We start from the raw sequence: 3,660 nt of genomic DNA on the forward strand, positions 1-3,660 counted from the left end.
TCATTGCGAGGGAGGTAACAAAAGCAATTGTTTTATTTGAAGCATCCCCCGAAGCAATCTCTTCTATAATATGTGGAGATTGCTACAGCTAAGTTAATGACTAATCCTAGAATTGAACTGCTTCAATACAACTGGTATCTGATGACCAATAAATAGGTTATAAAAAACTGATAACTGATAACTGAGTGTCGAAAAGCTGAAACGGCTATATATTAGAATCGACAAGTCTCTGGACGAGAAAAGACTTTATACCGTAATCACGGACCCACTTTGGACGCAATCCTACAGGTAGGTGTCCTGTGCTATCTGTGTCGAGACAAAAAGTTAGGTCATCCCAGTACAACCATTTCCCTCGTTGACGCCATCCGACTTTATCACAGAAAGCTTCCCATATTTGACTATCGTACTGCCTTGTACCACCCAGATTCTGATAAATTTGCTTCTGCACAGAGAAGCCAAACTTGCCATTACTGTATTTTATCCAAAGTTGGTCAATAGTACGCAGGTCTTCACAAGAAAAATTATTTATATCTTCTATTCTCAACCAACCATCCTTTTCTCGTCTTGCAACTTTCAACATACAGCGCTCAGTTTCCTCATCTGCTTCTTTCCACTTTCCTGTCGCTAATAGATCGCGCAACTTTTCATAGTTTACTCCTGTAACTGAAACCAAAGATAAATAATTAGAAGGAGAATATTGTGGGAATTCTTGATTTTTTTGAGATTGAGACATAATAATAGGTTGATAATAGAAATTTTATGGAGTTTGGAGACTAAACCCCCTACTATCTTAGCTAATTTCGTGGAGTGGGTAAAGATTGATTAATATAAACTCATGCTAAATCAAGTAACATTCAGCTACTCTAGAATGTATTTTGTTATAATTGGGTAATCAAAGTTCATTGAGGGAAGAAAAAAATCCTATTATATGGAATCAAAAAAAATATTAATTGCAACTAAAACATATCCTTCTATTAGTCAAAAATATAAAGAAACTGTCTGTACTGCTGGAGTTTTACTGAGTGAAGAGGAAAAACCTCTTGAATGGGTTAGAATTTATCCTATTCGGTTTCGACAATTGGATTTTGATCGACGCTATCCTAGATGGTCTATTATTAGGGCTTTAATTGAAAAAAATGATCGAGATTATAGACCAGAAAGTTTTCGTATAGATGATTCTTCTATAGAGGTTTTAAGAAAGATAACAACAAGCAATAATTGGGAAGAACGAAAAAAATTTTTACTCCCATTACAATCTAGGTCAATTAAGGAAATAAAAGATCAAGATAAATCCCTAGGAATAATTAAGCCAAGGATTATTAATAGATATTTTTGTCAGCAAACTGAACGTAACTGGAAACCAAAACAGCAAGCTGTATTAGATCAGTTAGATTTATTTGAACCAACAGTAGAACTTGAGAAAATACCTTATAAGTTTGGATATGAGTTTATTGATGAAGATGGAGATAAACATCGCTTTAGTATTAGTGATTGGGAAATTCAAGAGCTTTATCGAAAATGTAGAGATAAATCTTTAAGTGCAACTCAAATAGGTAAGGAAAAAGAAGCTATAGAAAAAGTGAGACAAAAGCTAGAGGTTGAATTTATGAACAAAAAAGACCTATACTTTATAGTAGGGAATTTAAAGAGCCACAAAAACTCTTTTATGATTATAGGTGTGGTTTATCCTCCTTTTGTTTCTCAGTTAAACTTGTTCTAAATAGAGTAAAATTTATGAATTTTTCAGATAATTTTTCAAATAAACATTTGAATAAATATATTCTTACATTTGGCTATGGAAATCGTAAAGACTACAGTGAATTTTTAGCATATCTGGAAAATTTTGATGTCAAGTGTGTGGTTGATGTCAGGAAAAGTACCCGTGCTTGGAGTCGTAGATGGTATGGAGAAAAAATAGAAAACTTTTGCTGTTCTAAAAATATTCAATATATTTCTAAAGTTTCTCTAGGAAATACATCAGGTAATAAAAATTGGGTTTCACCTACTCCTGAAAAAGTAAATGCAGATTTATCTGAAATTGCAGAAATTGCTAGACAAGGAAATGTTTTATTATTATGTGCTGAACTAGACCCAAATAGATGTCATCGGGTTGAGGTTGCTAATTTTTTAAATGAGTTAGTTTCGGCTAAAGTTAAACATTTAGAGTAGCTATATAATACTGATTTTTTTGTCATTTCAGTGATTAGTTATCAATACCTAGGGCTTACTGATTAAATTCAAAAGCATTGACAGATAAATACTTTAGCCTTTTTTGTGTGAAAAAAGTGCAAGATTTTTGCTCTCTTAAGCTGAAAATGTGAGAATTTTGATCGGACAAGGGGGAAAAATTTGAGGGAAAAAATATCCGTTCATTAATTGATAATTGATAATGGATAATTGATAATTACAAGAAGGTTTTAACGGAGAGGATTGAAGATCACGAAATATTATTTCTTCTCAAGGGGAGATTGGAGCCAAGCGTTTGCGCTTCGCAAAGCTTTGAAGTTCGCGTAGCGTCCCGGAGGGAACGGAAACCTCGCCATCCCTCTACCGCTTTTTTCCCCTATCCAAGGGGAGGCTTTAAACCAAAATTATTTAATTATTAATAATTAATAATTAATAATTCGGTAATATCCTCTGTCATTGTCATTTATCCTGATACGAAATCCGGTTAATTGTACATAGAATCCGGTTATATGATATATGTTTGTAATTTAAATAATTACTTCAATATTCAATCCCCCCATCTCTCCATCCCCCCAACTATATAATAAGTATTCAACCGGATTTGATATGACTTCTGACTCCTGACTCCTACCTTTACCCATAAGACTTTTTCAGCAAACCCTACCTGTTCTTTGTGGAGTTGGATCTAATTTTATTTTTGCTGAGTTTTCTTTCTCTAGGAAAAGATGCTCTTTAGTTGAATAAAAAGTCATGCGTATAGGCGAACAGACCCTTATAACAAAATGATATCAAAATTATTGGAAAAATGCAAGCTGATTCTGGTAACAGATTTTTTTGGAGCTTCACAAAATGAATGCAGCTCACAGGATAAAGTTTTTGGGATAGATCGAACGGACTCATCTGAGTTAATAAATGCAGACAAACTACCCCCAAACTATACAAGTCACTTGCTAATTTGGCTTTTCCCATGGACTGTTCTGGGGCACAATATTCTGCCGAAGCAATTATTGTTCCTGTCACCGTCCGACGTTGAGTTTTCGGGATAATCTTAGATGCTCCAAAGTCAACCAAAACTAACTTTTTATCTACCTCTCTGCTAATAATATTTTCTGGTTTAATATCCCGATGAATCACATTATGACTGTGAACAAATTGCAAAACAGATAATAAGTCTATTAATAATTATCGAATCTGACTTTCATTAAAAATACTATGATTATCTAACTCTTGTTTCAGGGAGAAACCCTGAATAAATTCCTGTATTAAATATTGACGACTATCTACATTCATTAATTGATAATGGATAATGGATAATTGATAATTACAAGAAGGTTTTAACGGAGAGGATTGAAGATCAGGAAATATTATTTCTTCTCTTGGTAGATTGGAGGCAAGCGAGGAGACCTCGCCATCCCTCTACCGCTTTTTTCCCCTTGGATAGGGGAGGCTTTAAACCAAAATTATTTAATTATT

General features: G+C 33.8%; 3 protein-coding genes and 1 pseudogene. 2 read left to right on the forward strand and 2 right to left on the reverse strand.

What is annotated here, in order from left to right:
* Nucleotides 1-205: 205 nt before the first annotated feature.
* Nucleotides 206-733, reverse strand: coding sequence for a GUN4 domain-containing protein (locus F6K22_RS35555; protein ID WP_363275153.1), 528 nt, complete (start codon nucleotides 731-733; stop codon nucleotides 206-208).
* Nucleotides 734-928: 195 nt separating this feature from the next.
* Between F6K22_RS35555 and F6K22_RS35560 the strand changes: the two genes are divergently transcribed.
* Together F6K22_RS35560 and F6K22_RS35565 are read left to right on the forward strand one after the other, a co-directional pair.
* Nucleotides 929-1,720: a hypothetical protein gene (locus tag F6K22_RS35560; RefSeq protein ID WP_293109270.1), complete on the forward strand. Its 792-nt coding sequence runs from the start codon at nucleotides 929-931 to the stop codon at nucleotides 1,718-1,720.
* 14 nt (nucleotides 1,721-1,734) lie between these two features.
* Complete coding sequence (locus tag F6K22_RS35565) at nucleotides 1,735-2,169, forward strand: DUF488 domain-containing protein (RefSeq protein ID WP_293109272.1); 435 nt, start codon at nucleotides 1,735-1,737, stop codon at nucleotides 2,167-2,169.
* Between the two features lie 888 nt (nucleotides 2,170-3,057).
* Here F6K22_RS35565 and F6K22_RS35570 read toward each other — a convergent pair.
* A pseudogene (locus F6K22_RS35570) lies at nucleotides 3,058-3,468 on the reverse strand (protein kinase domain-containing protein); the annotation flags it as partial.
* Nucleotides 3,469-3,660 lie beyond the last annotated feature (192 nt).

This window comes from Okeania sp. SIO2F4, assembly GCF_010672385.1.
Classification (GTDB): Bacteria; Cyanobacteriota; Cyanobacteriia; order Cyanobacteriales; family Microcoleaceae; genus Trichodesmium.

Bases quoted from the DNA above. Each gene is read 5' to 3' on its own strand.
- F6K22_RS35555 (WP_363275153.1), bottom strand. From the start codon at position 733: ATGTCTCAATCTCAAAAAAATCAAGAATTCCCACAATATTCTCCTTCT.
- F6K22_RS35560 (WP_293109270.1), top strand. From the start codon at position 929: ATGGAATCAAAAAAAATATTAATTGCAACTAAAACATATCCTTCTATT.
- F6K22_RS35565 (WP_293109272.1), top strand. From the start codon at position 1,735: ATGAATTTTTCAGATAATTTTTCAAATAAACATTTGAATAAATATATT.